Raw genomic sequence first — 22,959 nt, forward strand, 5'->3', positions numbered from 1 at the left:
AAGATCGAGGCCTCGGTAAAGCTGGGCCGGCTTCTCCAGCTTCGAGCCGGTCAGCACGACGGCGAAAGGTGCGGGCGTAGCACCCATTCATCGCGGCCAGCCCGGATATCGACCCGGGCTGGATTGCGAAGGGGACGGCACCGCCTGCGACAAGAACCCGACCAAGCTGGTCCCGGCCTCCTCGGCCGGGGCCAGCTTGTCACTTCCCGACCGGATCCAGATTCTGCTCCAGATCGCTCAGCAACGCTTGCACGGGACCCCAGCACAGCATCACGGTGTCCGCGTCGAACCGAGGGCTTTCCGCCAGTTCTTTGCGCGGGTGGATGAAGTTCCGGAAATCTCGCACGGTGTGCGCGAACGCCGTCGCGTCGAGTTGCACCCAGTCCTTCGTAAAGGCCGTGTCAATCAGTAGTTCCATCGAAACCCAGTCGGGGCTCGAACGCTTCGTCGAACGCTTGTCAGGGGCGATTCGCTGACGCACATCCGGGAACCCGTGTTTCCGCAGATCTTCGTCGCGCTCCAGGAGAACCGACAGCAGCAGGCCTTCGATGAAGGTACCGATTCCGATCGTCGCCATCCGGTACGCGCCACCCTCGACGCAGATCCGCGTCTCGGCTACCCGGCCCATGAGCACTTCGATGGTTTTCTCATCGGTGATCAGGCTTTTCAGGCGGCGCTGGAGGTCCGGCGGCTCCGCGAAGACCGGATTGCCCCCGTCCGCGGCGAGTTCACCGATCACCGGCCGGCCGCCGACCAGGGTGACGACCAGCCCCTCCGGAGCCAGCTTCTCGTTGACGACCAGACGGAACTGCTCCGCGACCGCCGCCCCGTCGTCGTACTCGATCGGATCACACACCCGGCAGAGCAGGCGCTCGATTTCGGCGTGGTTGTCGGCGCGCTCCACGAGCTGATCACGCAACCACGGCACCCGCGGCGAGCCGTCGTACTCGGGCGGGTCGGCCCATCCGGCGTGCCGCAGCAGCTCCTCCAACTGATATCCCTTCCGTTCGTAGGAGCCGTCCATGTCGACGATGACCTCGGCCAGCCGGACGGCCGTCCGGTAGTCCAACGGGAACATCAGTTCTCCTCCTTGTCCGCGAGATGCTGCGCGATCTCGATGGCCCGGTTCAGCCGCGCGACGATTCGAGGGCCGCGGCGCCGGAAACCCAGCTCGGACATCGCCTGGGCCAGCCGTTGATCGGCGTCGAGCAGCAGGCCGTCGCTCATCAGCCAGCGGCAGATCTCGATGAGTTGCCGCTCGCTGTACTCCTGGATGGACAGACCGGCCGGGACCGGTGGCCGTGGACCACGGACGGCCGACGGCGGCGAGCCGACCGGCCGTGGCGCAGGCTCCGCAACCGCCGGTACGGCCGTGTCGACGGCCGCCATGGCCTGGTGCCACGCCTCGACGATGTTGTCGGCTTCGTGCTCCGGGTCGGCGAACCACGCCGAGGACCAGACCCGGTGGAAGTGCCAGCCGAGGTTTTCCAAGTGGGCCTGGCGAAGCCGGTCCCGATCTCGGGCACTGTGCGCCTGGTGGTATGCATGCCCGTCCGCTTCGAGAGCCAGCACCATCCGCCCCGGCTGATCACGGTGTTCCAAAGCGAAGTCGATCCGATACTCGGAGAAGCCCCACTGCGGATGGACCGGGACACCGCGATGTGCCAGGGCATCAGCGATCGAACGTTCGAACCCGTTCAACGGCACACGCAACGGCCGCCCGACCTGGTCGGCGTTCAGGTGCGTAGCGAAGTCGAGATAGCGCCGGAGCAATTCGGTGCCGGTGATCTCGGCGGACGGCTCGATGTCGTGGTGAGTGAACGAAGCCACCAGGGTCATTCGGCGCTTCGCACGTGTCACCGCGACATTGACCCGGCGCTCGCTGCCCTTCCGGTTGAGAAACCCGAAGCCCGTCTTGTTGATTTTGCCCGACGCACCGCGTGCCACGCCGATCGTGAGGATAATCGCGTCCCGCTCGTCACCCTGCACGCTCTCCAGGTTCTTGACGAAGAACCGCCGGCCCAGCTCTTTCCCGTCGTCGGAAAAGAAATCTTCGAGTTCTGGATGGTCACGACGGGCCCGCATCAGACTTTGCTCGATCCGCGCCTGATGTGTGGTGCCGGGAGTGATCACACCGAGGCTTTCTCCCGGCCGGTTCCGCGCGTGCTCCATGATCAGTTCGACAACGCGCTCGACCTCGGCCGGGGACGAGCCCTTCTGCCCCGGTGCGGCCTGACCGTCCACACTGACGAGAGTGACCGGGGTTTCCCTCTCCGCACCGGGAAAGGTGACCAGCCCGTTGCGGTAGATCTCCTGATTGGAAAACGCGATCAGGCGTTCGTCGGCACTGCGGTAGTGCCATCGCAGCATCTCCTGCGACGGCATGATCGGCCGGAGTGCGGTCAGGACCGATTCGTAGTCCGAAAGCTCACCTTCGTCGTTGTCGTCATCCTCGTCGTCGACAGTGATGGCCCGGTCGAAAAAGTTCGACGGCGGCAGCTGTTTCTCGTCACCAGCGACAACCAGGTGCGCACCGCGCATGATCGACGTGATCGCGTCGTGCGGGCGGATCTGGCTCGCCTCGTCGAAGATCACCAGGTCGAACAACCGCTCGGCCGGCAGCATCCGACTCACCACCAGCGGCGACATGGCCCAGCATGGCCGAAGTGAGAGCAGCACGTCTGACGCCTTCTCCACAAGTTTGCGGGTCGGCATGTGCCTCGTCTTCAGGCTGGCCTGTTTCTTGAGGATCTGGGCTTGGTCACGATAGGTGTCCTGGGCCTGACGGGCGTGCCTGGCCACCTGCCGCCGGACCCTCCGGGCAGCCATCGCGAAGTGCTCTCGATCCGCAGTGCGGAAGTCGGCCGCGGCCCGGCTTTGCCGGGTCGCCACGAACTGCCCGAGTTCCGGGATCCGCAGCTTGAAGTCGTCCTCGATCGACGAGAGCCAAATGCATTCGAACGCTCGCCAAGCCTCGTCGGACGAAAGGTTGCGATCCGCGATGTCCTGGAGCAACGGCTCGAGACCGAGCTGGCGGAACCGATCCAGCTGCGCATTCAGTCCCGGCATCTTGAACAGCATCTCCTTATCGCTGGCCAAGGCCGTCAACCGTTGTTCGACCTGTGGCGCCGGGCCGGCAGCCAGATCCGGCCACTGTGCCGACATGGCCACTGCCGCGAGCTGGCGACGCAGCTCGGTGTAGTCACGCGCGACCTGGTCGAGCCCGATGATTTCGGACGGCGCCACCTCGCGGCCGCCGAGTTCCTGCCAGCGCTGCCGCTGCCCGAGTACCGTCGTCAACGCCGCGTGGAGTGCCGGCTTCTTGCGCAAGCCGGTCGTGGTCAGCGACCGGAGCTGCTTCACCAACGCTCGCCGCTGTCCCCACGAGAGAGGTTGCGAGTACCGAGCCCGCGTGGCACGGTCCGCAGTCGCCTGCGCGAACTGATCCAGCTGGGTCCCGAAGATCGTCGGCCCGAAGTCGCGGACGCTTTGGGTGATGCCGTCGAGCAGACCGAGCATCTCCTCCCACCCTGCGAAGTCCTGCGGCTGGCGCAGGCCGGTTTGCGCGACGAGCCGCTGGACACCGTGCTGACTGCGTTTCAGCGTCTGGTTGGCTAACTGGTCGAGCTGGATCAGCACCGCTTCGGCCTCGTCGTCGGTGCGGACCTGCGTATTGCACCACGGCGTCTCGCGCCTCAGGATCCGTAAGCCGCCGCGGTCGACGAAGTCCTTGATCGCCTGCTCGAGTTCGCCGACGACTGCTGCGTCCAAGGCACGCAGATGGTTTCCCCGGAAAGCACCGCGAATTTCGGGGCCTGGCGGCAGGTCGAGCAGCCGCTGCCGGACCTCGTACGCGCTCAAGTCCCACGGCCGTCGCCGTGTGTGAAGCTCCCGCGAGTGGTCGAGCAAGCGCTGCCGCGCGTCGGACAGCCGGTTGTGCAATGTGGTGGCGTCGACCGGCGGCTCCTTCGACAGCTGGTCGAGGCTGAGCGCGAGCTGCTGGGCTACTTCCCGCTTGCTGATCTTCTGCTGGTGCAGGTCGAACATCAGACTGTCGAGATCGACGGCCGCCAGCCGGTTGAGCACTGCTTCGATCGCCGCCCGCTTCTCGGCGACGAACAACACTTTCTTCCCGGCCGCCGCCGCCCCCGCGATGATGTTCGCGATCGTCTGGCTCTTGCCCGTGCCGGGCGGGCCTTCGATGAAGACGTGCCTGCCCGACAAGGCCGTCATGATCGCCCGGTGCTGGGACGAATCCGCGTCCTGGACCAGGAACTCGTCGGCGGGCGACAAGGAATCGACGGCCGGCGGGCGGAACCCGCCCTCCGCGACCAGCGACTCGGCAGCCGGTGCGAACCCGGCCATGGCGGCGACCAGGTCGTGCGAGGCCAGCAGTTCGGTCGCGTTCGCCAGATCCTCGACCATCGGGAGCTTCTCGTAGTTGAAGGTGCCGAGCACGACAGCCTTCTCCAGCTCCAGCTCGATCCCCTGAGCCGCGGCGACCTCGGTCAGCCGGGAGTAAGCGCTCTCCATCTGGATCGTGTGATCCGAGGCGGAGTCGATCACGTCGCCGAGCCGGTCCGCGAGCCCTGCGACATCGACGCCGTACTGCTCGTCCAGCGCGTGCAAAAGCACCGGGTTGAACTCGGGTTCGTCCGTGAGTTCAAGCGTGTAGTCGCTCTCGGAGTTCGTCCTGGCCTTGATCGTGACCGGCCGCAGCAGAAGAGGCGCCCGCAGCGGAGGCACCGGAACCGAGCCCTGCCGCTGCCGAGGGGTGGTGCGAATCAAGCCAAACGCGATCCGGCCGACGTCAAGTCCTTGCTCCTCTTCGAAGAGCTGGATCCGCTTGCCGAGGGTCCGCGTCCGGCTGCAGGCTTCTTTGAGCTTCCCGGGCTCGGGCACCAGCTTGCTCAGCCGTATCTTGGCGCGAGTCGTCAGCTCGGCCAGGGCGGCCGGGTCGGCATCGGTAAGGTCGAGGCTGCCCAGCTTGGTGGTTTTGAAGTAAAGCAAGGTGTTGCGGAAACTGAGGTCGATGAGATTGCGCCGCCACTCGGCGGCCTTCCCGGCGACGACCTCGAGCCGCCCGGTGTCCAGCTGTGCGGTCATGCCGCTGATCCCCTTCGACAGAACGGAACGGTCGACCGCACGCACCTGGCACGTGCGGGCCCGACGTTCTGCGACGAGCCCTCCAGCATGCCAGAAGATCGCGCCCAACGGAACTTGCCCGATAGGCGTACCTCGTGTGCGATCACCAGTCTCCTCACAGGTTTCCGGTGAGAGATCGTTTACCAGTACGCCCTTGTCACACCTCACGCGATCAATCCACCCGTTCGGCCCTGGCGGACCACGCCATCCGGCTGTCCTCGGCCTGGGCCGGTGACCACCGCCGACGGACTCCTTCGGCCGCCTCGCGGCGCTCGACCGGCGGGGCCTCGCGACGGTGCTGGCCCGCCGCGACCGGACGTGCTCGATGAGCCGTGACCGCAGCGGCTGGGCGTCGTCGCCGCACGACTGGAGTCGGCGGCGGGGTGAGCGCGGCCCTGCTCGGGCTGACGACGCGGCACGCGCAGTTGTTGCGAGCCCCCAGCTGTGTCATGCGCTGGATCGGCGGCCGGCACTGATCGCCGAGGTCACCCGATTGGTCGGCGCGGAACCAGCCATCGTCGAGTCCCTTGTGGGGATGCTCGCAGAACAGGTGCTGGCCTGTTTGCTGCACGCCTGCCGGACGGGGTACTCCTAGTAGCCAAGTGCCGCGGTGAGCTACCCCGCGCCGAGCCTGCCCAGCCCCGGAAAGCCTTGACAGACGCAGGAGTAGCTGATCACGTCGTATCCCGAACCGAAGCGAGTCCCGCTCCGTGGTTCCAGTCACGCAGATCCCGCATCGGCACCACCATCGGCTGGAGAAGCGGGCCGACACATGAACAACGAGGCAGACTCCCTGATAGGCAGCAAGATCGACGCGTTGGTCGAGAGGTCCTCATTCGAAACACCCGGCCCGCGTTCTGCACATGCGGCGAGTAGTGCTGACACAGCAGGTTCGGATGAACGCGGTCTGCAAACCAATTCCAGCCCTGAAAGGGGTACCAATCCCAGCTTGCGTCGCATCGCCGATCGACACTGGTTCTGCCACATGGACACGCGTCCGTTGCAGGGGTGCCACAGCCGCGTGTTCAAATCCGCGTTGAGCACGCGTTCGCCGGAAATATCCCAGCCCGGAGCAGCAAGCGGCAGTCTCGTCAGCGAGTCTCGCTTTCGGGTTGCCACGCTGCGCGGATCAAGGGCTCGGACGTCAACTGGTCAGCTTCAAGCGTGTGGTTAGTGTGCAGCTCGCCCCTCGGACACACACGTTAGACACACGGGGAGAGGCGGTCACTACGACCGCCTCTGTTTTATTGTCATAGCGGAGCTGCACACCGAGGTCTCGGTAGACCTGCGTGATCCGCTCCGGCGTCCGCGAGTTCAGTGCGCGGGCCACGTCGTCCATCGAGTCCAGCCGCGCGTACACCTCCGCCGCCTCGATGACCGTCGCCTTCGGCAAGTGCTGCAACTCGGCGCGAGCTGCCTCCCGCTCCGCCTGCGCCGTGTTGATCGCCTCGACCACCGCGGCCGGATCCACACCTGCTTCGATCGCCGTCGGATGTCGGCGCAGCCGCGACTCCGCGTCAGCCAGCCGCTTCTCAACCGCCTCTCTGCCGGTCGAGTGCGTCCCACCCTGCGAAGCCACCAGCGCGGCGACCGTCTCATCCCGGTTCGCCGGGTCGAACACCTGACACAGCCAGCCGTTCAACGACGGCATCACGAGGTCCTTCCGCAGATTGACCGTCTTCGGATGGCTTTCCAGCGCGGGTGATCCCGGTGCCAGTGTTCGGGCTATGCCCCGGTAGTAGACCGCCTGCCGTATCGGCGCGCCCTGCATCTTCCTCCCGCAGATCTCGCAGCGGATCAGACCTTTCAGCAGGTAGCTGTTCTTTGCCGCAGGACGGTCCCGCTCCAGCTTCGCAATATCGCGCATCCCGCCAGCCCCACGCGACCGCCGCAGCAACTGCGCCTGCGCGAACGTCTCGACCGACACAATCTCCGGATGAGACTGCCGCCGGGACCGGACCACCGTGCCCGGATCCGACTTCCGGAACCGCACGACGTAACCAGCGCTCACATCATCCGGATTCAGCAAACGCTCATGCTTCGTCCACCGTCCGAAGACCGCATAGCCCGTGTACCGGGGATTTTCCAGGATCGCACGGACAGTCGAGCTCTGCCAGCCATCCCCCTGCCGGTGCCGGTTCTGCTCCGGCCGCACCTTCGACGGACACGGGATGCCGTCCTGGTTCAGCCCCCGGGCGATCACCCGGTCGCCCACGCCAGCCAAGTACTCGGCGACCATCCGGCGCACCACATCCGCCGCAGGCTCATCGATTCCAGCACCCGCAGGCGAAACCCCTCGGCCGCCTTCCGCGGATTCGGATGCGGACCGCCGTCCACCACCCGGTACCCGTACGGTGCTCGGCCGCCCTGATGCCGTCCTTCGTTGATCACCTGCGCGTCCATCGCCGACCCGACCCGCGCCTGAACGTGCTGGCGCTCCGACTCGCTCATCCCACCGAGGACGCTCATCAGCATCTTGTGCGACGGGTTGCGTGCGTCGAACTTGCCACCGAGTTCTGGGACCCACAGGTCAACCCCGTAGGCCGCGAAGCGCAGAGCAATCAGCAAGAACTGGTTGCCAAACCAGCACCTCGTCCCTTCCCCAACCACAACGCCGGTCCACTCTCGCAGGGGATCCTTCAGCGCGGCCAGCAACTGCGCACCCGCATCCCGCCGCTCCCACGGCATCGAACGCGACTGGCCAACGTCGAAGTACTGCGCAGCTACCTCTCCTCCGAGCGGGCCAACGAAATTCGTGGCGTTCCGCAGATCCGCGAGACCGGCGAGGGTTGCACCACGGTGAATCACGCTCACTAGCGACGATCTGCGGGTACTCCCGGCGACGTCTCGGCTGGGCACGGTCCGACGTGTCGCTCTACCGGTCCGCCCGGTTGCACCACGCCCGCTACTAGAAAACGCACCCGCAGGAAACTTCAGCCCGGGCGGTACGGAGTTGCCCGTTGGAAGAGGCCGACACCGCCCCCTGACGACCGGCCGTCCTTCCTAAAACACCTGGCTGCCACGGCCGCGCTACTCAACGCACGGCAGTAGCGAAGCCCAGGACGCGCCACCGAACTACTCGCTATGGCGCCAAAAAAGCTCTCGATTCAGCTTGCCGTGACGCCACACGTGCGCCATCATGGCACCATGGATCTGAGCGTGTATGTAGATCGTCTCGGTCGCGAGTTCGCGGGGCTTGTCGCGGCTGATGACGACGACATTCTCGCCCTTCTTGAGCGCCGGAAGACGCCCTTGGAATCCCTGATCAGACTTGTCCTGCTGGACCTGCTCACCACCGCCGCGAGCGAGATCACCCGCGATTTGGCGCCAGGATCGGTCGAGTTGCGCCTGCGCGGGAGCAGTCCGGAGTTCGTCATCACTCCGCCGGCACCCGAATCAGGCCCTGCGGACCCAGCCGGTCACGACTTCGCCGACGATCGCCCGCCGTCGCCCAGTCCCGTTCCGGCGGGCCTCGAGGACACCGGGATGGCCCGGATCAACTTCCGCACCTCGGACCAGCTCAAAGCCCTGATCGACGAGGCGGCCGCCAAGGAGGGCAGTTCGGTCAACGCATGGCTGATCCGAGTGGTTTCGGCTGCGCTGCAGCGCGACCGCGCTCCGCAGCCCGACCGACGCAGCACCCGCGCCCCGCAACGCAGGACGGGCTGGGTCCGCTAGCCCAGCTTCCAACCGCCAGTACACCGGGAAAGGACAGCCGTGCCCACATTCGCCACACCCGAGCCGATCACCGTAATGATCGAACTGGGGGTCGGTTCAGTGCACATCGCCGCGAGCGACCGGACCGACACCGTAGTCGACCTGCACCCGACGAATGAGTCGGACAGATCCGACGTTAATGCGGCCAAGAACACCCGTGTCGACTACAACGAAGGCTGTCTCGTGGTGAAGGTGCCGAAACAGCATGTCCTCGACTTCACAAGCAGGACCAAATCGGTCGACGTTTCGATCTCGGTGCCGACCGGCTCGCGGGTGCAGGGCACCGCAGCGGTGGCCGACCTGCACTGCACCGGCCAACTCGGGGAATGCCGGTACAAGGCTTCCAACGGCCATATCCACCTCGAGACCGCGGGTCCGGTGCATCTCGACACGACGGCCGGCAACATACGAGTCGACCACGTCGCCGGGCGCGCAGACGTCACGTCCGGCACCGGATGGGTCAACATCGGCACGATCGACGGTCCAGCGGTAGTCAAAACCTCCAACGGCGACGCTGAGATCGGTACGGTCTCCGACGAGGCGGTTCTGCGCGCCGCCAACGGCAGTATTTCCGTCAACCGCGCCCTCGGCGATCGGGTCGAAGCCCGGACCGCGAACGGCAGCGTCCGCATCGGCGAGACCGTCCGCGGTTCTGTGGTGATGCGGACCTCGTCCGGCAACCTCGAGGTCGGCATCGCCGAAGGCACCGCAGCGCTTCTCGACGTCAACACCGGCTACGGCCGGCTGAATACCCTCCTGGACAGCTCGGCCTCAGGCCCCGGGGACGCCGCCGAGACCGTCGAAGTTCGCGCACAGACCCAGTTCGGAGACATCACGATACGGCGTGCCTGAGATGTCCTGCCGACCGGACACCAACGCGACGCAGGATCGGACGGTACCACCACATCGACCGGCCTACTCCACCGTCTGTGACAGCACCCACGGATTGGGTAATGGTCGATCTGACTGCCGAGCAATTTGCAGCACCGTAAGGGATCACGATGCTCGCTCGGCATTGTCGCGGCGGCGCGCCCGCACCAGCGAAGTGCCTATAGCACGGACCCCCGGCCTCTTGGGCACCGGTACGAACTCCTGCGCACGACGTTCTCCGAGACAGGCGGACAACCGCGCCAAACTGTCCGTCCGATCGGCCCAGTCCGCGCCGGTTTCACCGATCTGCGTTCGCTGACCAGGTCCGAGCGCGAACCGGAGCTAGACGCGCGCCTCCTCGCCTGGGTCCGGGAACCTTTTGACCTGGGCTCCGGCCCGCTGCTGCGCGTGGCTGCATTCCGGCTCGGCGCTGCCGAATACCTGGTGGTGCTGTGCGCGCACGCCCTTGCGGTCGACGACGCCTCCCTGGAATTCCTCGCTACCGAACTGGCCGCCGGGTACGCGGCGGCTTCGACCGTCGAGCCGGGCCGGGCGGCCGCGCCCGCGCTGCGCTATGCCGATTATGTGAGAGGGCAGCGCGACCGGCTGGCCCGCGAGGATTTAGCCAGCCAACTCGATTACTGGCGCGCCCGGCTCGCCGGCCTCCCGATCCTGCACCTCCCGGCCGACCGCGCGCGCCCCGACGCGTCTGGCATTACCAGCGTGCCCTGCGAGTTCCGGATACCGGCGCAAATCGCCCGCAGGATCACCGAAACAGCCGCAGTCAACGGGGGAACCTTGTTCGAAGGCCTGCTCGCGGTATGCCAAACGATTCTCTCGCGCTACTGCCGGGAGGAGGACATCGCGGTGGCTACGGCAGTGCCCAACCGCACCATGACGGATGCAGCGGAAATGGTCGGCCCCTTGACCAATCTCGTCGTCCTCCGTTCCGAGGTCCGGCCCGGCAGACGGATTGGGTCTACGCGCTGTCCCGTCTCGACGCTGTCGGCGACCACGGTTTGGCGCGGCTGCGGTGGCGGACCTCGGTCCGGCTCGCCGCCACCGTCATCGCGACCTCCGTGGTGTCCGCGACCTGCCGCGTTCAGTGCCTCGTAGTCATGCCGGGAACGTACTGCGCAAGGTTTCCGACGACCTTGTCAAGAATTTCACGAGGAATCGCCGGCGTGCCGAGAAGCACGTCGGTCGCCTGAGCGACGAGAACGGCCGGCCGTGCCGCTTCACATCTAGAGCTCTCGTCCGCCATCCGGCGCTGAGCGAGGTCAACTCGTGCGTTGCCCGGACTTCCAGGCAACCGACTCTCGAAGCCGGGCCAGCCGTTCCGCCGATTCCGACTCCGGCTCCGCCGACCAGATCACCAGCTGCTGGTCGACGTTGCCTGCCTGCTGGAAGCTGTCCCAGTCCAGCGACATCTCCCCTACCTCGGGATGCGCGACCGTCTTCGTGCCGAAGTTCTGGTGCGCCACCCGGCGTTCCGCCCACCAGCGGCCGAAGTCCGGGCTGGTCAGGGAGAGATCCCCGACCAGGCGCGACAGGGCCGGGTCGGTCGGGTTGCCCGCGGCGTTCATTCGCAGCACCGCGACGCACGTGCGGGCGACCTGTTCCCACTCCGGGTACCGCGCGCGCATTTCCGGATTCGTGAAGACCAGCCGGACGTAGTTGCGGTCCCGCTCGGGAATCTCGCTGAAATCGAGCAGCAGCGCGGCCGCGAGATCGTTCCACGCGAGGATGTCCAGGTACCGGCCGAACACCAGCGCGGGCACGCGGTCCAGCTGGCCCAGCAGCCGCTCCAGCTGGGGGCGGACCGCGCGCTTGCGCCGAGCCGGTGCGGGCTGGGCGCTCGTGCGGGCCAGCAGGGTGCGGACGTAATCGCGCTGTTCGTCGTCCAGCCGCAGGTTCCGCTCCAGCGCGTCCAGCACCGGTTCGGACGGAGCGAGGCGGCCCTGCTCGATCCGCGTGTAGTAGTCCGTGCTGATCGAGACCAGCTGCGCCACCTCGTCGCGGCGCAGCCCAGGAACACGCCTGCGCTGCGCCGCCGGGACGTCGAGGCCGACCTCGTGCGGCTGCAGCTCAGCGCGGCGATGCTGGAAGAACTGTCCCAGCTCGCGCAGTTCCGCCGTCGCGTCGGCCATGTCTGCCATCCTAGGGCCCTCGGCTATCCGGGGATGAAGCTTTCCCGGGTTGGCTCAGAGCTTGTCGCCGAAGAAGGGGACGATCGTCTTCAGCGCCTCGCCCGCTCCGTTCGGGCGGTCGTACAGGTCGTAGTGCGAAGCGCCGTCGACCTCGAGGAGAGTCTTGTCGGCGGACGCGGCCCGTTCGTAGATCTCGTGGCCGTCGCGGTAGGCGCCGAACGCGCCCTGCTTGCCCTTGTCCCCGATCACGATCAGCAGCGGCTGGTCGAGCAGCTCCTCGGCCAGGTGGAACGCGTCCCAGCCCAGCGCCGCCGTGCCGTGCGCGACCTCGAACAGGACGCAGCCGTGCTCCGCCTGGCCGCGGTCGGTGCGGTAGTACTCGAAGGCCTCGATGATGTCGATGTCCCCGGTCTGCTGCGCCGCCTCGGCCGTGTCCGGCAGGAACGCGTTGACCGCGCTCTGCTCCCCGCGCGCCTCCGCGGTGCGCTGCTGGCCGACCGCGCCGAGTGCCTGGAGCACGCCGCCGTTCTGGCCTGCCATCTCCCGCTGAAGCCGCCCGAAGTTGACGCCGGTGACCGACACCACGGCCTTGAAGCGCTTCTCGGTCTTCGCCGCCGCGAGGGTGTACCCGCCGCCTCCGCAGACCCCGACCACGCCGATCCGGTCGGCGTCGACGTACGGAAGGGTCACCAGGTAGTCGACGACGCGGCTGAAGTCCTGGACGCGCTGGGCGGGGTCTTCCAGGAACCGCGGTTCGCCGCCGCTGGCGCCCTGGAAGCTGGCGTCGAACGCGATGACCACGTATCCGGCCTCGGCCAGCGCCGGGGCGTACACGTTGCCGGAGGTCTGCTCCTTGCAGCTGCCGATCGGGTGGGCCGCGACGATCGCGGGATAGGTCGTGGTCTCGTCGAAGCCCGGCGGGAAGTGCAGATCCGCCGCGATGTCCCAGTACATGTCGCGGTTGCGGAACTTCACGTGTTCGACGGTGCCGGTGGCCATGCTGCCTCCTCGTTCGTGCTCGGGGCGTTTCCCCGGCCTGTCTTCCACACTCGTCCTCCGCGCGGGGCCGTACCAGATCGGGTTTTTTCCTAGGAAGGATTCATCCCTGGATACCGGGCGAGCCCGGCGAGGCGCAGCCGTCCTCCTGGCCCCGCCTCCACGCCCGGTCACGCTTCTCAACCTCGTGCGCAAGTCGCGAAAAACTCTCAGAGATAACGCTTCCTGCCCGATCCTCGCGAGGCGGCGCCTGCCGGTTGACACCCGCGCTTCCCCCACGGAGAGTGTGACTCTGCATTTTATATTTTACTTCTTACTGACACTCGGCCCCCTCAAGGAAGAGCTATGGACCAGCCTCAGCAGACCGCCGGCGTCGAGCCGCCTCCCGCCGTCACGGCGTCCAAGAAGGACATGCGCCGCATCGCGATCGCCAGCAGCACCGGGACTGTGATCGAGTACTACGACTTCCTGATCTACGGAACCGCCTCCGCGCTGGTGTTCCCGCACGTGTTCTTCCCCGCCCTCGGACCGGCCGCGGGGACCGTGGCCGCGTTCGCCACCCAGGGCGTCGCGTTTCTCGGGCGGCCGCTCGGCGCGATCCTGTTCGGGCACTTCGGCGACCGCGTCGGCCGCAAGAAGACTCTGATCACCACGCTTTTCCTGATGGGGCTCTCCACCGTCCTCATCGGACTGATGCCGACCGCCGCGCAGATCGGGGTGGCCGCGCCCCTGCTGGTGTTGCTGCTGCGCGTCCTGCAAGGTCTCGCGGTCGGCGGTGAATGGGCGGGCGCGACCCTGCTCGCGGCGGAAAGCGCCCCCAAGGCCAAACGCGGCTTCTACTCGATGTTCGGCTCGCTCGGCGGCGCGGTCGCGGTCGTGCTGGCCAACCTCACGTTCCTGATCGCCGGCCTCACCATGAGCAACGAGGACTTCGTCAGCTACGGCTGGCGCATCCCGTTCGTGGCCAGCGTGGTGCTGATCGGCGTCGGCCTCGTCGTGCGGCTGAAGATCGAGGAGTCGCCCGTGTTCCGCCGCGAAACCAGCCGGTCCGGCACCTCGTCCGCCCCGCTCGCCGAGGCGTTCCGCAACCAGCCGCGCCAGATGCTGTTCGGCTCCGGAGTGCTGGTCATGGTGTTCGCCTTCTTCTATCTCAGCGGCAGTTTCCTCGCCTCCTACGGCACCGCCCACCTGCACCTGGCCAAGACCACAGTGCTCTCGATCGGCGTGCTCGCCGGCGTCGTGTGGTGCGTCTCGATGATTCTCGGCGCGGTGCTGTCCGACCGGTTCGGCCGGCGCCGGGTCATCCTCGTGTCCACCTTCGTCTCCATCGCCTGGGCACTCGCCTTGTTCCCGGTGCTGGACATCGGCACGGCCTTCTCCTACGGCGCGGGGGTCTGCCTGACGCTGGTCTTCGCCGGGCTCGTCTTCGGTCCGGTCAGCGCGTTCATGCCGGAGCTGTTCATCACTCGCTACCGCTACACGGCGGCCGGATTCTGCTACAACGTCGCCGGCATCCTGGGCGGCGCCGTTCCGCCGCTGGTGGCCGCCCCGATCATCGGAGCCGCCGGATCCCTTGCACTGGGCGGATTCCTCGCGGTGCTGGCCTTGATCAGCGCCGTCTGCACCCTCGGGCTCAAGGAGACCCGGCACTACGAAATGGACCGGGGAGAACTCGTCGCCGGATGAGTCCCCGGGCCGCTGGCCGGGAGTTCGCCGCAAGGGGGACTCCCGGCCAGTTTGCTATGCGCGGGATTCCCGGTCAGTGCCAACCCACGCGAAAACGGGCGGGGCCTCCGGCGATCCGCCGGAAGCCCCGCCCGTTCCTCTGCCGCTGACCTCAGTACGAGCGCGGCAGCCCCAGGACCTGCTGCGAGATGTAGTTCCGCACCATCTCCTGGGAGAACGGCGCGTTGCGCAGCAACCGGACCTCCCGCCACAGCCGCTCCACGTGGTACTCCTTCGCGTAGGCGTAGCCGCCCAGCGTCGAGAACGCCCGGTCGCACGCCTCGAAACCACCCTCGGCACCGAGGTATTTCGCCGCCGCGGCTTCCGGACCGCACGGCTGGCCCTCATCGAACAGCCTCGCCGCCCGCAGGACCATGCCTTCGGCGGCCTCCAGCCGGATCCACGAGTCCGCCAGCGGATGCGCCACGGCCTGGTTCTGCCCGATCGGCCGGTCGAACACCACCCGGTTCTTCGCGTACTCGGCAGCGATGTCCAGCGCGGCCCGGCCGAGGCCGATGCCCTCCATGCCGACCACGATGCGCTCCGGGTTCAACCCGTCCAGCAGATAGTAGAACCCCTTGTCCACCTCGCCGACCAGCCGGTCGTCGGCCACGAACAGATCGTCGATGAACAGCTCGTTCGTGTCGATCGCCGCGCGGCCCAGCTTCTCGATCTCCCGGACCGTGATTCGATCCCGGTCCATGTCCGCGAAGAACAACGACATCCCGTACAGCGGCTTGTCCTCCCGCCGCGGCGACGTGCGCGCCAGCAGCAGGATCTTCTGCGCGTTCTGCGCATTGGTGATGAAGACCTTCTTGCCGTTGATCTTCCAGCCACCGTCCACTTTGGTCGCTTTGGTTTTGATCCGCGACGTGTCCACCCCGGCGTCCGGCTCGGTCACCCCGAACGCCATCAACAGCTCCCCCGCCGCCAGCTTCGGCAGGAACTCCCGCTTCAGCTCCTCCGAGCCGTACTTGACCAAAGGAGCCGGCGGGAACACGTAGAAATGGATCGCCGAACCGCCCGCCATCCCAGCGCCCGACGCGGAGATCTCCCCCATCATCACCGCGGCCTCTTCCAGGCCGAGGCCGATGCCGCCGTACTCCTCCGGGATCATCGCGCCCAGCCAGCCGCCCGCCGCGAACGCCTTCACGAAGTCCCACGGGTATTCATGCCTGCGGTCCTTGTCCAGCCAGTAATCGTGGTCGAACTTGCGGGCCAGCTCCCGCGTCGCCTTCCGGACGATCTCGACGTTGCTTTCCGGGTCGGTCATTGCGCGTTCTCCTCCGCGAGCACCGGGATGTCTTCGAGCGGCGTGGCCGGGTCCAGCGACGACAGGTCGCCGACCGGCGCCCCGACGAACCGCGCCCGGATGGCGCGCCGCATGATCTTGCCGTTCTTGGTTTTCGGCAGCGTCGGCACGACGCGCACCTCCGGGGCGAACGACTTCCCCGCGTTCTCCAGCGCGACCTCTTGCAGGTCGTCAGGTTCCGCTCCACCGGCACGCAGCACCGCGAACGCCACCGCGCGCTGGCCGCGCAGTTCGTCCGGCGCGCCGATCACGGCTACCTCGGCGATCCGCTTGTCCCGCAGCAGGGCCGCTTCGATCTCCGCCGGTCCGACCCGGCGGCCGGCCAGTTTCAGCGTGTCGTCGGAGCGGCCGTGGATCCGCCACTGCCCGGCACTGTCCACACTGCACAGATCACCGTGCACCCAGACGTCCGGGAACCGTGCCCAGTACGTGTCGAGATAGCGCTCGCGGTCGTGCCAGAACGCGTGCGTCATCCCGGGAAAGGTGTTGCGCACCGCCAATTCGCCGATCGCGTCGGCGATCGGCGAGCCGTCGTCGTCGAGCACCGCCGCGTCGACTCCGGGCAGCGGGCCGGTGAACGCGGCCGCCGCGGCGGGCAGGAACGGATAGCCGATCAGCAGCCCGCCGCCGACCTCGGTGCCGCCGCTGTAGTTGACGATCGGCACCCGGCGTTTTCCGACCTGGTCGAACAGCCACCACCAGGTCGGCTCGTCCCACGCTTCACCGGTGGAGACGAACGAGCGCAACGTCGCCAGTTCGTGGCCTGGTTTGCCTTGCGCCGCACGCAATGCGCGTGCCGCGGTAGGCGCGATGCCTTGCACGGTAACGCCGTTGCGCTCGACCACCTCCCACATCCGGTCCGGCGTGGGATGCGTCGGCAGGCCCTCGATCATCACGATGGTCGCGCCGAGCTGCAGCGGGCCGGTCATCAGCATCGGCCCGACCAGCCAGCCGAGGTCGGTGATCCAGCAGACGACGTCGTCGGCGTGCACGTCGAAGCCGTAAGCGAAATCGACGGCGGTCTTCACCGCGAACCCGCCGTGGGAGTGCACGATGCCCTTCGGACGACCGGTCGTGCCCGACGTGTAGACGACGGTGAGCGGGTCGTTCGCCTCGGTGGCCGCGGTCTCGACCGGCGCGGGCGACGGGTCCAGCTCGTCGAAGTGCCAGTCGCGGCCAGCCGTCCACGCCACGTCGATGCCGAGGTGGCGGACTACCACGACCGCGCGCACCGACGGCGCCTCCGCCAGTGCCGCGTCCGCGGTCGCCTTCAGCGGGACTACCTTGCCGCGCCGGGTCGTCCCGTCCGCGGTGATCAGCGCGACAGCTTCGGAATCCTGCAGCCGGGTGGCAAGGGCGTCCGCCGCGTAGCCGCTGAACGTCGGTACCGCGATCGCCCCGAGCAGGGCGATCGCGAGGAACGCCACGACCGCCTCGGGCACCACTGGCAGGTAGAGCACGACCCGGTCGCCCCGCGAAACGCCGAGCGCGGCGAGGTTCGCCGCGAACCGGCGCACCTGCTCGTCCAGTTCGCCGAAGGTCAGCGTGCGCCGCTGTCCGGAATCTCCCTCGTAGACCACCGCGGTCTTGCCCGCGAGTTCGCCGCGGGCATGCCGGTGCGCACCCAGTTCGGCGACGTTGATCCGGCCCCCGGGGAACCAGCGAGGGAACGGTTTCCCCTCGGATTCGTCGAGCACCCGCTCGAACGGTTCCGCGAAAGCGATGTCCAGGTCCTCGACGACCGCGCGCCAGAACCACTCCGGGTCGGCGATCGCCCGCCGGTTCGCCTCGGACACGCCTTCCGCGTCTCCGGGCAGGCCCCACTTCCGCAGCGCGCCGAGGTAACGGCTGCGGTCGCGCACTTCCCCGGGCGGCATCCAGGCGTAGCCTGTCTCGTCCTCGGCCATGTCCGGCCCCTTTCCGCTCAGCTCTGCGCGGCGGGCGCCTCGGCGGCGGACCGCTTCAGCATCAGGCCCGCGCGCAGGGCGTCGCACACGATCTCGTCGCGCTGGTTGATGCCGAGGTGGCGGAACATCACGATGCCCGAATCGCCGCGGCTCTTGGACTCGCGCTTGCTGACGATTTCGGTGCGCACGTGGATCGTGTCGCCGTGGAACACCGGCTTGGGGAAGGTGATCTTCTCGAAGCCCAGGTTGCCCAGGGTGGTCCCCTGGGTCGTCTCCGGCACCGTCACCCCGGACACCAGGCCGAGGATGAACAGGCTGTTCACCAGCCGTTGTCCGTAAATGCTGTTCTTGCTGTACTCCGCGTCGAGGTGCAACGGAGCGAGATTGAGCGTCATGACGCTGAACAGCGTGTTGTCCGCCTCGGTGACGGTGCGCCGCGTCGGGTGGTCGATGACCATCCCCGGTTCGAACTCCTCGAAGTACAGGCCTGCCATCCGGTGTCCTCTCCCCGCCGCGCGCTCGGCGCGGCGCCTGGTCGATCGTCTCGGCCGCTGCGGTCCGGGCAGGCCCGCGCCTCCGCGGCCGCCTCGCTCGCAACAAATATAAAATATACTCTCGACCGGTCACCGTCTAGCCAGGTTGCACACATCATATATTCTTGACGACCGTCTGGGACACCCCGAGGAGGCGCCGATGCCTGATCGCCCGCGGCCCGCCGTGCCGCCCGGACCGGTCCGTTTCCGCACCGCCGACCTCGAGACCGCGCGGGAGCAGGTGACGCGCGCCTTCGCGAGCCACGACGTGCGGGTCGCCGACCGCGCCGGCATGCGATTCCGGCTCGACCTCGCGCCGTCGGCGCACCTCACGATCGGGCGGATGGCCTACGGCGCGGACACCACGATCGTCGGCCCGCCGATGCGGCTGTGCTACCACGTCAACCTGCCCGCCACCGGCACCAGCACGGTGGAGCAGCACGGCGCGCACCGGACGTTCGCGGCCGGCGAGGCGGGAGTGGCCTTCGTGCCGCAGTCCCCGGTCCTGGTGCGGTGGAGCGCGGATTCGTGGCAGTACCACGTCAAACTCCCGAAAGACCTGCTCGAGGCGCACGCGGCGAAGCTGACCGGGCAACCGGTCCGCGAGGAGATCGACTTCGACCTCACGTTCTCCCTCCGGTCGAGCACCGCGCAGTCGTTCCTCGCGACAGTGGGCTTCCTCTACGCCGAACTGAGCCGCGACGGCGGGCTCGCCACCGTTCCGGCCGCGTGCCACGAGTTCGAGTCGGCGCTGATGACCCAGCTGCTCATGACCGTGCCCAGCAGCCTCAGCGCGAGGCTGCACAGCCGCCCCGCGCACACCCGGGGGTCGCGCATCCGGGAAGTCGTCGACTATCTCGACCGGAATCCCGAGAAGAGCGTCACGACCGCGGACCTGGCCGCCATGGCCGCCATCAGCCCCCGCGCGCTGCAGGCGGGCTTTCAAGAGGCGGTGGGCAAGTCCCCGATGGCCTACCTCCGCGCGGTCCGGCTGGACCGGGTGCGCCGGGAGCTGCTGTCCGGCGCGGCGGACTCGGTCACCGACGTCGCGGCGCGCTGGGGGTTCCACCACCCCGGCCGGTTCGCGCAGCAGTATCGCGAACGGTTCGGGATGCTTCCGTCGGAGACCGCCCGCCCCCGCGGCTGACGGGCGGTCTCCGCGGGGGTCAGGCCGACCGCTCCCGGGGCTGCGTCCACGCGGCCAGCAGCCGGTCCAAGTCCAGCACCGCCGCGTCGGGCGCGGACGGCTCGCGCGCCGGGGTTCGGCTGAACCGCGGGGCCGGGCGCGGGTGGAGCACGTCGCCGACCCGGCCGAACACCGCCCGCTCGGCGTTGTGCGGATGCTCGGCCGCCTCGTCGAACGTGAGCACCGGCGTTACACACGCATCGGTCCCCGCGTAGATCCGGGCCCATTCGTCGCGGTCCTTCGCCGCGAAAGCGGCCGCGATGAGCGAGCGCAGCCGAGGCCACGCCGCGCGGTCGTCCTGGTCTGGCCACTCGGCCGAGTCGACGCCGAGCCGGGAGACGAACTCCCGGTAGAAATCGGGCTCCAACGCGCCGACCGCGACATACCGGCCGTCCGCGCAGCGGTAGGTGTCGTAGAACGGCGCGCCCGAATCGAGGTAGTTCGTACCGGGTTCGTCGGAGTAGCGGCCGGCCGCGCGCAGGCCCTGCAGCTTGGCGGTCAGCAAGGCGACGCCGTCGATCATCGCCGCGTCGAGCACCTGGCCGCGGCCCGACGCGCGGGTTTCGAACAGCGCGCTCACGATGCCGAAGGCGGCCACGAGCGCCCCGCCCGCGTAGTCGCCGAGGAGGTTGATCGGCGGCCGCGGCGCCTCCCCTTCCCGGGCCATCGCGTGCAGCGCACCGGTCTGGGCGACGTAGTTGATGTCGTGGCCCGCCCGCTGCGCGAGCGGGCCGGACTGCCCGTACCCGGTCAGGCGCGCGTACACCAGCGCGGGATTCCGGGCCAGGAGGACCTCCGGCCCCAGCCCGAGGCGCTCCGCGACGCCGGGGCGGTATCCCTCGATGAACACGTCGGCCGCTTCGGTGAGCCGCCGCACCGCGCGCACGCCGTCGGCCGATTTCAGATCAGCCTGGACCGTGTCGACCCCCCGGTTGGCGAGATCGTGCTCGGCGGCCATGCCCTCGGTCTGACCGAGCGCGCGGCCCCGGTTGTTCGCCGGCCGCGCCACCCGGACCACCTCCGCGCCCAGGTCGGCCAGCAGCATGCTCGTGAACGGCGTCGGCCCCATCCCGGCGAGCGCCACCGCCCGAACCCCGGCGAGCGGTCCACGGCGGTTCGTCTCGGTCGTCATCGGCACTCCCTCGGCAGTTCGGGCACGCATTCGAACATATTATGTATTATCTACTGCCGGTGCTACCCCCTCGACCTTCTGCCCAGGGAAAGTCTGCGGGCTCAGCTCCCGCACCATCGCCGGGGCCGGTTCAGCGCAGTCGCCGAAAGACCCGGTCAGTGCTCCCAGAAACCCTGCTTCTCCAGCAACGCCACCGCCCGCTCGCCCCCGTCGGAGAAATGCTTCTCCACGAGCGACCGGGCACGCGCGGCCGACCGGGTGCTCAGCGCCTTCAGGATCCGGCGATGATCCTCGGCGGCCTTGTCCGGCCAATCCGCGTGCGCTTCGTAGAACCCGTGCGACACAGTCTTCACCAGGATCGCCAGGATCGAGATCAGCCGACGCGAATCCGACGCGTGATTGATTCGGCGGTGGAACTCGAAGTTGAGCCCTTCCAGCTCCGCGGGATCCGCCTCTTGTCCCATCCGGTCGACGAGATCTTCCAGTGCTTGCAGGCTTCCTGGGGTCAGGTTTTTCGCCGCGCGTTCGGCGGCCAGTCCGGACACGACGCCGAACACGCGGTAGTGGTCGCGGATGTCGTCGCGGGTCAGCCGGGCAACGAACGCGCCCCGGCGGGCGATGTGCTCCACCACGCCCTCGTGGTCGAGGGTGATCAACGCTTCCCGGACGGGCAGCTTGCTGATGCCGAGTTCGCCGGCGAGCGCGTCCTGGTCGATCTTCGCCCCGGCCCGCAGCCGGCCGGAGAAAACCCGGCGCCGGATTTCCTGCGCGGCCATCGCGTTGAGGTTCGCCGGACCAGTGCGCCGCGACCCGGCGCCCGTGGACATCGCCACCGCCTGCTCCCCTCCACTTGCCTGCTGCTTCGGATCAAGTATTACACGACCGGGGAGCTCATGCCGCCTCCGCCACGAGCGCCCCCCACCCCACGAATCCCCCTCCGACCTGGGAGAACACCCGCAACGCGGCGCGTCCGAAGGTGTGAGCCATTCGATGATTTCTGATAAACTATTTTCTGCGCCAGCCCGGTAGGCCATAGTGGGACCCATGGCAGCATCGGTGACCCCCGAGGACTTCCGGCCCATCCTGGACCTGGTGCGCGACTTCGTCCGCACCAAGGTCGTCCCGCGCGAACAGGAAATCATGGACGGCGACGCCATCCCCGACGACCTGCGCGCGCAAGCCGCGGAGACGGGCCTGTTCGGCTACGCGATCCCGCAGGAATGGGGCGGACTCGGACTCGACCTGACCCAGGACGTCGAGCTGGCCATGGAGTTCGGCTACACCTCGCTGGCGCTGCGGTCGATGTTCGGCACCAACAACGGCATCGCCGGACAAGTCCTGGTCGGATTCGGCACCGACGAACAGAAAGCGCAGTGGCTCGAACGCATCGCCACCGGCGAAGTCGTCGCGTCCTTCGCGCTGACGGAACCGGGCGCCGGGTCCAACCCCGCGGGGCTGCGCACCAAGGCCGTACGCGACGGGAACGGCTGGGTGCTCGACGGGCAGAAACGGTTCATCACCAACGCACCCCTGGCGGACCTGTTCGTCGTCTTCGCCCGCACCCGGCCCGCCGACGACTCCGGACCCGGCATCGCCGTCTTCCTCGTCCCCGCCGACACGCCCGGGCTGGAGGTCGGGCCCAAAGACAAGAAAATGGGCCAGGAAGGCGCCTGGACCGCCGACGTCACCCTCACCAACGTCCGCGTCCCCGCCTCCGCGCTCGTCGGCGGCAACGAAGACGCCGGATACCGCGCCGCGATGACCTCCCTCGCCCGCGGACGCGTCCACATCGCCGCGCTCGCCGTCGGATCCGCGCAACGCGCACTGGACGAATCCCTCGCCTACGCCGCCTCCGCGACCCAAGGCGGCCAGCCGATCGGCGACTTCCAGCTCGTCCAAGCCATGCTCGCCGACCAGCAGACCGGAATCATGGCCGGACGCGCCCTGGTGCGCGAAACCGCCGCCCGGTACGTGTCCGGCGAAGACCGCAGGATCGGCCCCTCGGCGGCGAAACTGTACTGCACCGAGATGGCAGGCAAGGTCGCCGACCTCGCCGTCCAGATCCACGGCGGCACCGGATACATGCGCGACGTCCCCGTCGAACGCATCTACCGCGACATCCGCCTCCTGCGGCTCTACGAAGGCACCAGCGAAATCCAACGCCTCATCATCGGCAGCGGCCTCATCCGCCAAGCCAAGAAGGCACAGAAATGACCAGCCGCACGGCCGCGGCGGCCGGGCAGATGGTCGAGCGCATTGTTCGGCAGACACGGGAAGGGAACGGGC

General features: G+C 68.0%; 17 protein-coding genes. 6 read left to right on the plus strand and 11 right to left on the minus strand.

Going from position 1 to position 22,959, the window contains the following annotated elements:
- Positions 1-199: 199 nt before the first annotated feature.
- The 4 genes from F9C12_RS04535 to F9C12_RS04550 form a co-directional block, all read right to left on the minus strand.
- Positions 200-991, minus strand: coding sequence for a hypothetical protein (locus F9C12_RS04535; protein ID WP_409464872.1), 792 nt, complete (start codon positions 989-991; stop codon positions 200-202).
- Between the two features lie 86 nt (positions 992-1,077).
- A complete protein-coding gene (locus F9C12_RS04540; RefSeq protein ID WP_409464873.1) occupies positions 1,078-5,106 on the minus strand; it encodes an AAA domain-containing protein in 4,029 nt (1,342 codons plus the stop codon).
- Between the two features lie 1,183 nt (positions 5,107-6,289).
- Positions 6,290-7,384, minus strand: coding sequence for a recombinase family protein (locus F9C12_RS04545; RefSeq protein ID WP_409464874.1), 1,095 nt, complete (start codon positions 7,382-7,384; stop codon positions 6,290-6,292).
- Entirely contained in the window at positions 7,345-7,959 is a 615-nt protein-coding gene (locus F9C12_RS04550; RefSeq protein WP_409464875.1) for a hypothetical protein, read from the minus strand. Before F9C12_RS04550 ends, F9C12_RS04545 begins: the two co-directional genes overlap by 40 nt.
- Before the next feature lie 333 nt (positions 7,960-8,292).
- Between F9C12_RS04550 and F9C12_RS04555 the strand changes: the two genes are divergently transcribed.
- From F9C12_RS04555 to F9C12_RS04565, 3 genes are all read left to right on the plus strand, one after another.
- Entirely contained in the window at positions 8,293-8,823 is a 531-nt protein-coding gene (locus tag F9C12_RS04555) for a DUF1778 domain-containing protein (RefSeq protein ID WP_409180675.1), read from the plus strand.
- Between the two features lie 39 nt (positions 8,824-8,862).
- A complete protein-coding gene (locus F9C12_RS04560) occupies positions 8,863-9,714 on the plus strand; it encodes a DUF4097 family beta strand repeat-containing protein (protein ID WP_409464876.1) in 852 nt (283 codons plus the stop codon).
- Positions 9,715-9,840: 126 nt separating this feature from the next.
- A complete protein-coding gene (locus F9C12_RS04565) occupies positions 9,841-10,848 on the plus strand; it encodes a condensation domain-containing protein (RefSeq protein WP_409464877.1) in 1,008 nt (335 codons plus the stop codon).
- Positions 10,849-11,012: 164 nt separating this feature from the next.
- Here F9C12_RS04565 and F9C12_RS04570 read toward each other — a convergent pair whose 3' ends face one another.
- Positions 11,013-11,882: a helix-turn-helix domain-containing protein gene (locus F9C12_RS04570; protein WP_409464878.1), complete on the minus strand. Its 870-nt coding sequence runs from the start codon at positions 11,880-11,882 to the stop codon at positions 11,013-11,015.
- A 54-nt stretch (positions 11,883-11,936) separates the two neighbouring features.
- Positions 11,937-12,881 carry an alpha/beta hydrolase gene (locus tag F9C12_RS04575; protein ID WP_409464879.1) on the minus strand — a complete coding sequence of 315 codons (945 nt, stop codon included), beginning with the start codon at positions 12,879-12,881 and terminating at the stop codon, positions 11,937-11,939.
- 342 nt (positions 12,882-13,223) lie between these two features.
- Between F9C12_RS04575 and F9C12_RS04580 the strand changes: the two genes are divergently transcribed.
- Positions 13,224-14,564, plus strand: coding sequence for an MFS transporter (locus tag F9C12_RS04580; protein ID WP_409180704.1), 1,341 nt, complete (start codon positions 13,224-13,226; stop codon positions 14,562-14,564).
- A 151-nt stretch (positions 14,565-14,715) separates the two neighbouring features.
- On the opposite strand, the gene F9C12_RS04585 is transcribed toward F9C12_RS04580, so the two are convergent.
- The 3 genes from F9C12_RS04585 to F9C12_RS04595 are packed head-to-tail and all read right to left on the minus strand — an operon-like array spanning position 14,716 to position 18,316.
- The gene (locus F9C12_RS04585) at positions 14,716-15,876 is read right to left on the minus strand and encodes an acyl-CoA dehydrogenase family protein (RefSeq protein WP_409464880.1); all 1,161 of its coding nucleotides are present in this window, start codon (positions 15,874-15,876) and stop codon (positions 14,716-14,718) included.
- Positions 15,873-17,822, minus strand: coding sequence for an AMP-binding protein (locus tag F9C12_RS04590; RefSeq protein WP_409464881.1), 1,950 nt, complete (start codon positions 17,820-17,822; stop codon positions 15,873-15,875). Before F9C12_RS04590 ends, F9C12_RS04585 begins: the two co-directional genes overlap by 4 nt.
- A gap of 17 nt (positions 17,823-17,839) precedes the next feature.
- The gene (locus F9C12_RS04595; protein WP_409464882.1) at positions 17,840-18,316 is read right to left on the minus strand and encodes a MaoC family dehydratase; all 477 of its coding nucleotides are present in this window, start codon (positions 18,314-18,316) and stop codon (positions 17,840-17,842) included.
- 199 nt (positions 18,317-18,515) lie between these two features.
- Between F9C12_RS04595 and F9C12_RS04600 the strand changes: the two genes are divergently transcribed.
- Positions 18,516-19,502, plus strand: a complete 987-nt coding sequence (locus F9C12_RS04600; protein ID WP_409464883.1) for an AraC family transcriptional regulator — start codon at positions 18,516-18,518, stop codon at positions 19,500-19,502.
- Positions 19,503-19,521: 19 nt separating this feature from the next.
- On the opposite strand, the gene F9C12_RS04605 is transcribed toward F9C12_RS04600, so the two are convergent.
- Both F9C12_RS04605 and F9C12_RS04610 read right to left on the minus strand, forming a co-directional pair.
- Positions 19,522-20,673 (minus strand): CaiB/BaiF CoA transferase family protein, encoded by a 1,152-nt coding sequence (locus F9C12_RS04605; protein WP_409464884.1) that lies wholly within the window; start codon positions 20,671-20,673, stop codon positions 19,522-19,524.
- Between the two features lie 155 nt (positions 20,674-20,828).
- Positions 20,829-21,500 carry a GntR family transcriptional regulator gene (locus F9C12_RS04610; protein WP_409466965.1) on the minus strand — a complete coding sequence of 224 codons (672 nt, stop codon included), beginning with the start codon at positions 21,498-21,500 and terminating at the stop codon, positions 20,829-20,831.
- A 217-nt stretch (positions 21,501-21,717) separates the two neighbouring features.
- Between F9C12_RS04610 and F9C12_RS04615 the strand changes: the two genes are divergently transcribed.
- The gene (locus tag F9C12_RS04615; protein ID WP_409464885.1) at positions 21,718-22,887 is read left to right on the plus strand and encodes an acyl-CoA dehydrogenase family protein; all 1,170 of its coding nucleotides are present in this window, start codon (positions 21,718-21,720) and stop codon (positions 22,885-22,887) included.
- Positions 22,888-22,959: the final 72 nt, after the last annotated feature.

Origin of the sequence: Amycolatopsis sp. GA6-003, assembly GCF_046267895.1 — a bacterium.
Taxonomy (GTDB): Bacteria; Actinomycetota; Actinomycetes; order Mycobacteriales; family Pseudonocardiaceae; genus Amycolatopsis.